This is a genomic window from Dietzia sp. Cai40, from assembly GCF_014145165.1.
Classification (GTDB): Bacteria; Actinomycetota; Actinomycetes; order Mycobacteriales; family Mycobacteriaceae; genus Dietzia; species Dietzia natronolimnaea.
In genome coordinates, this window is record NZ_JAALEB010000094.1 from 1 (window position 1) to 5,617 (window position 5,617).

The 5,617-nt window shown below is 71.8% G+C and carries 6 protein-coding genes; all 6 read left to right on the forward strand.

The window, feature by feature from the left end:
- Window positions 1–580: RibD family protein (locus tag G6022_RS04600; RefSeq protein ID WP_182691071.1), on the forward strand; the 580-nt coding region annotated here is incomplete at its 5' end.
- A gap of 51 nt (window positions 581–631) precedes the next feature.
- The gene (locus G6022_RS04605) at window positions 632–1,255 is read left to right on the forward strand and encodes a riboflavin synthase (RefSeq protein ID WP_182639424.1); all 624 of its coding nucleotides are present in this window, start codon (window positions 632–634) and stop codon (window positions 1,253–1,255) included.
- 75 nt (window positions 1,256–1,330) lie between these two features.
- On the forward strand, window positions 1,331–2,587 hold the full coding sequence (locus G6022_RS04610; RefSeq protein WP_182609493.1) for a bifunctional 3,4-dihydroxy-2-butanone-4-phosphate synthase/GTP cyclohydrolase II: 1,257 nt from the start codon (window positions 1,331–1,333) through the stop codon (window positions 2,585–2,587).
- Window positions 2,584–3,060 (forward strand): 6,7-dimethyl-8-ribityllumazine synthase, encoded by a 477-nt coding sequence (gene ribH / locus G6022_RS04615; protein WP_182639427.1) that lies wholly within the window; start codon window positions 2,584–2,586, stop codon window positions 3,058–3,060. The genes G6022_RS04610 and ribH overlap by 4 nt, the downstream gene beginning before the upstream one ends.
- Window positions 3,057–3,560, forward strand: a complete 504-nt coding sequence (locus tag G6022_RS04620; RefSeq protein ID WP_182609492.1) for a PH domain-containing protein — start codon at window positions 3,057–3,059, stop codon at window positions 3,558–3,560. The genes ribH and G6022_RS04620 overlap by 4 nt, the downstream gene beginning before the upstream one ends.
- A gap of 6 nt (window positions 3,561–3,566) precedes the next feature.
- Window positions 3,567–5,617: excinuclease ABC subunit UvrC (gene uvrC / locus G6022_RS04625; RefSeq protein WP_182691073.1), on the forward strand; the 2,051-nt coding region annotated here is incomplete at its 3' end.

The window sequence follows — 5,617 nt, forward strand, 5'->3', positions numbered from 1 at the left end:
ACGCTCGGGCCGGCCGTACGTCACCTGGAAGTACGCGGCCACCCTGGACGGCCGGGTGGCCGCGGCCGACGGCAGCAGCCGATGGATCACCGGCCCCGAGTCACGACATCACGTGCACGGACGACGGCAGGAGATCGACGTCGTCGTCGTCGGTTCGGGGACCCGCGCCGCCGACGACCCCTCGCTCACCGCCCGGTCCGACGACGGGGCGCCCACGGATCGGCAACCACTCCGGGCGGTGATGGGACTGACCCCGGTGCCCCCGGACGCCGCCGTGCGGGGTTCCGACGGCCGGTTCAGGCACCTGGCCACCCGCGATCCCGCGGAGGCGCTCGCGATGCTCGGCGACGTCCAGCACGTCCTGGTCGAGGGCGGCCCCCGTCTGGCCGGGGCGTTCCTCGCCGCCGGGCTCGTCGACGAGGTCGAGGCCTACCTCGCCCCGATCGTGCTGGGAGACGGTCGGTCCGCCGTCCAGGGTGCCGGGGTCGACACGCTCGCCGGGGCCCACGGCTTCGACGTGCGCGAGACCGCGACCCTGGGACGTGACGTCTACCTCCGCCTGACCAGACGCACCGCATGACCGCGCGGATCACTCGGCACGCATGACCACACCCACGAGAGGACCACACTGATGTTCACCGGAATCGTCGAGGAACTCGGCACGCTGGAATCGGTCGAGACCGTCGGGGACTCCGCGCGACTGCGGATCCGCGGACCCCTCGTCACGTCGGACACCCGTCACGGTGAGTCGATCTCCGTCAACGGCGTCTGCCTCACCGTCACGGGGTTCACCGCCGGAGAGGGCTTCGACGCCGACGTCATGGCCGAGACCCTCGACCGCACCGCCCTGGGCGCGCTGAACCCCGGTGACCCGGTGAACCTGGAGCGGGCGATGCGGGCGGACGCGCGGTTCGGCGGACACATCGTCCAGGGGCACGTCGACGGGACCGGCGCGGTGATCAGCAGGACGGAGCACGACCAGTGGCACGTGGTGCGCGTCTCGTTGCCGCAGGACCTCGCCCGCTACGTGGTGGAGAAGGGGTCGATCACGGTGTCGGGTACCTCTCTCACCGTGTCGGCGGTCAGTCCGCTGGACCAGACCGAGCCGTGGTTCGAGGTCTCGCTCATCCCCACCACGCTGGAGGACACGATCCTGGGCGGCCTGACCCCGGGGGACGCGGTCAACCTCGAGGTCGATGTCCTGGCCAAGTACGTGGAGCGTCTCCTCGGCGGACGCGGTGGCCGGTCCCGGTGACCGGATGCGCCATACTTGTGGCCGTGCCCGCGGCCGACGCCCGGGTTTGATGAGTACCGAGGAGAACCCGCAGCAGTGACCACCTTCGACGGCATCGACCGCGCCATCGCCGACATCGCGGCGGGACGAGCCGTGGTCGTGGTGGACAGCGAGGACCGAGAGAACGAGGGCGACCTGATCTTCGCCGCCGAACTCGCGACCCCCGAGCTCATGGGCTTCCTCGTGCGTTACTCGTCGGGGTACGTCTGCGTCGCGCTCGAGGCCGAGGACTGCCTCCGCCTGGATCTACCGCCGATGCGGGCGATCAACGAGGACCGGCACGACACCGCCTACACGGTGACCGTCGACGCCCGTACCGGTGTCTCGACCGGGATCTCCGCCGCCGACCGGGCGCGCACCGCCCGCATGCTGGCCTCCACCGAGGCCGTTCCCGGGGACTTCACCCGCCCGGGTCACGTGGTGCCGCTGCGCGCGCGGCCCGGCGGGGTGCTCACCCGGCCGGGTCACACGGAATCGGCGGTGGACCTCGCCCGCCTGGCCGGCCTGCGACCCGCCGGGGTGATCTGCGAGATCGTGTCCGAGGACGATCCGACCACCATGGCCCGGACCCCGGAACTGCGGCGCTTCGCCGACGAGCACGGGCTCGCGCTGATCACGATCGAGGCCCTGCAGGACTGGCGGCGGGCGCACGAGGTGCAGGTGATCCACGAGGCCGCCGCCCGCATCCCCACCCCTGCCGGGACGATGACCGCCCACGGGTACCGCGACGTCCTCCAGGGGGTCGAGCACGTGGCCATGGTCGCCGGGGACATCTCGGGCGACGAGCCCGTGTCGGTCCGCATCCACTCCGAGTGCCTCACCGGGGACGTCTTCCACTCGCTGCGCTGCGATTGCGGTCCGCAACTCGACGCGGCCGTCGCCTCGGTGTGTGAGGAGGGACGCGGGGTGGTCCTCTACATGCGCGGTCACGAGGGCCGGGGGATCGGCCTGGTGCAGAAGCTCCGCGCCTATCAACTGCAGGACGACGGCCGCGACACGGTGGACGCGAACCTCGATCTCGGATTGCCCGCCGATGCCAGGGACTTCAGCCTGGCCGCGCAGATGCTGCGTGATCTCGGGGTGACGCGCGTGCGGCTGATGACCAACAACCCCGCCAAGGCCGACGCCCTCCGTGCCGGCGGGGTCGAGGTGGTGGCGCGGGTCCCCATGCCCACCGCGGTGACCCCGGAGAACCTCCGGTACCTGCGGACCAAGCGGGACCGGATGGGCCACCTGCTCGAGGGCCTGGACGACGGGATCGACCCGGACACGAACGGAGAGGATCGGCGATGAGCGGCACCGGTAGGCCGGAATTGGTGATCCCCGATGCCCGCGGTCTGCGGCTGGGCGTGGTGGCCTCCACCTGGCACGACGAGATCTGCACGCAACTGATGGACCGGGCCCTCGCGGTGGCCGAGACCTCCGGCGCTGTGGTCACCGTCGCCCGTGTCACGGGGGCCGTGGAGCTCCCGGTGGTCGCCCAGGAGCTCGCCAGGTCGCACGACGCCGTGGTGGCCCTCGGGGTGGTCATCCGGGGTTCGACCCCGCATTTCGACTACGTCTGCAGCTCGGTGACCGACGGCCTGACCCGGATCGCGCTCGACGAGGCCACCCCGGTCGCCCACGGGGTCCTCACCACCGAGAACGAGTCCCAGGCCCGCGACCGCGACGGGCACGAGGGTGCCACCGAGGACAAGGGCGGGGAGGCGGTCGCCGCCGCTCTCCGGGCGGCCGTCACCCTGCGCGACCTGCGGGCCGGACGATGACCGGGCGTTCGGACCTCGAGCGCCCGGATCTCGACCACTGGGACTTCGAGCACCGTCCACGACGACTCCGGATCGCCGTGATCGCGCTGGCGATCCTGACCGTCCTCGCCCACGTCGTCTGGGCTGTCGTGCTGGTCCGCGACGACACCGGGGTCACCATCGGGATCGCCGACCAGCTCGCCTTCGTGGCGATCGGTCTGATCTTCGCCGGCGTCCTGCTCACCCTCCTCCGGATCAGGGTGCGGGTGGGCGAGCAGGGGGTCGAGGTCCGCGGACCACTGCGTTCGCGGCTCTGGGACTGGCAGGACGTCGTGGGGATCACGTTCCCCCGGTCGAGCATGTGGCCCCGGCTCGAACTACCGGCCTACGAGCACGTCGGCGTCTGGGCCATCCTCACCGTCGACGGTCAGGACGCGGTCGAGGCCATGGGCACCATGCGGGAGACGGTCCGCCGGTACAAGCCCTCGGCCGCCGATCCCGAAACCGTCGCCGACCGCTGAGTCGTCGTGGCCGACCCGCGCACCTACCGCCCAGCCCCCGGTTCCATCCCGACGGAACCGGGGGTCTACCGGTTCCGCGACGCCCAGGGCCGCGTCATCTACGTGGGCAAGGCCAAGAACCTCCGCAGCCGGGTCGGGTCGTACTTCGCCGACCTCACCCTGCTCCACCCGCGCACCAGACAGATGGTCACCGCCGCCGCGGGCGTCCAGTGGACCGTCGTCTCCACCGAGGTGGAGGCGCTCCAACTGGAGTACACGTGGATCAAGAAGTACGACCCCCGCTTCAACGTGCGGTACCGGGATGACAAGACCTACCCGCTCCTGGCGGTGACGGTGGGGGAGGAGTTCCCGCGCGCATTCGTCTACCGGGGGCCGCGCCGGGCCGGGACCCGCTACTTCGGTCCCTATTCCCACGCGTGGGCGATCCGGGACACGCTCGACACACTCCAACGGGTGTTCCCGGTGCGGTCGTGTTCGGCCGGGGTGTTCCGACGACAGGCCCAGCTCGGCCGCCCCTGTCTACTCGGCTACATCGACAAGTGCGCCGCCCCGTGTATCGGTCGGGTGACCGCGGACGAGCACCGCGAGATAGTCGACGAACTCTGCGACTTCCTCGCCGGCCGGACCGACGTCATCATGAAGCGGATCGAGAAGCGGATGCTCGAGGCGTCCGAGGACCTGGATTTCGAGCGCGCGGCCCGGCTGCGGGACGATCTCGGCGCGATGAGGCGGGCCATGGAGAAGCAGGCCGTGGTCCTGGGCGACGGTACCGACGCCGATGTCGTGGGCGTCGAGGCCGACGAGCTGGAGGTCTCCGTCCAGGTCTTCCACGTCCGCAACGGGCGCATCCGCGGCCAGCGCGGATGGGTGGTCGAGCACGCACACGGGGTGGACGCCGACGGCCGGTTCGACCCGGCGCTCGCGGTCCCCGGTGTCGTCTCGGACTACCTCGCCCAGTTCTACGGAGGGGAGGCCGACCTGGCCGGGGGCGCAGACTCGGGCGCGGATCTCGCCGCCGCGGTGCCACGGGAGGTGTTGGTACCGGCCCTCCCGGAGGACGCCGACGAGCTCGCCGACTGGCTCTCCACCCTGCGCGGATCCCGTGTGTCGCTGCGGATCCCCCGGCGCGGCGACAAGCGCTCGCTGGCCGAGACCGTCCGACGCAACGCGGTGGAGGCCCTGACCCAGCACAAACTGCGCCGCAGCGGTGACCTGACCGCACGGTCGGCCGCGCTGCAGGAGATCCAGGAGACCCTGGAGCTCGACACGGCCCCCCTCCGGATCGAGTGCGTGGACATCTCGCACACCCAGGGCACCGACGTCATGGCCTCACTGGTGGTGTTCGAGGACGGGCTGCCCCGCAAGAGCGACTACCGCCTCTACCGGATCCGCGAGGCGGCCGGCGACGGTCACTCCGACGACGTCGCGAGCATCGCCGAGGTGACCCGCCGACGGTTCCGGCGGCACCACGAGGAGCCGGCGGTGACCCCCGATGACACCGACGGCCCCGTCGACGACAGGGCCGAGCCCGACGACGCGGGGGCGGGCGGGTCCACCCCGACCCGCCGATTCGCCTACCCTCCCCAGCTCTTCGTGGTGGACGGCGGCCGACCCCAGGTGGAGGCCGCCGCCGAGGTCCTGTCCGAGCTCGGCGTCACCGACGTCCCGGTGATCGGGATCGCCAAGCGGCTCGAGGAGATCTGGTTGCCCGGGGAGGAGTACCCGGTCATCTTCCCCCGGCACGGCGAGGGGCTGTTCCTCCTCCAGCGTCTGCGCGACGAGGCACACCGCTTCGCGATCCGCGCGCACCGGGGGGCCAGGTCCAAGAGGATGACGACGTCGGTCCTCGACCAGGTGCCCGGTCTCGGGCCCGCACGACGGGCCGCGCTGCTCGAGAAGTTCCCCACCGTGTCCGCTCTCCGGGCGGCCGGGATCGACGACCTCTGTGCGGTCCCCGGGATCGGCCCCGGGGTGGCGGCCGCGATCCGGGCCACCCTGGGATCCGGAGACCCGGCGGCGACACCGGCGGAGACACCGGCGGCGGACGCGGCGGCGGA

Bases quoted from the DNA above. Each gene is read 5' to 3' on its own strand.
- G6022_RS04605 (WP_182639424.1), top strand. From the start codon at position 632: ATGTTCACCGGAATCGTCGAGGAACTCGGCACGCTGGAATCGGTCGAG.
- ribH (WP_182639427.1), top strand. From the start codon at position 2,584: ATGAGCGGCACCGGTAGGCCGGAATTGGTGATCCCCGATGCCCGCGGT.
- G6022_RS04620 (WP_182609492.1), top strand. From the start codon at position 3,057: ATGACCGGGCGTTCGGACCTCGAGCGCCCGGATCTCGACCACTGGGAC.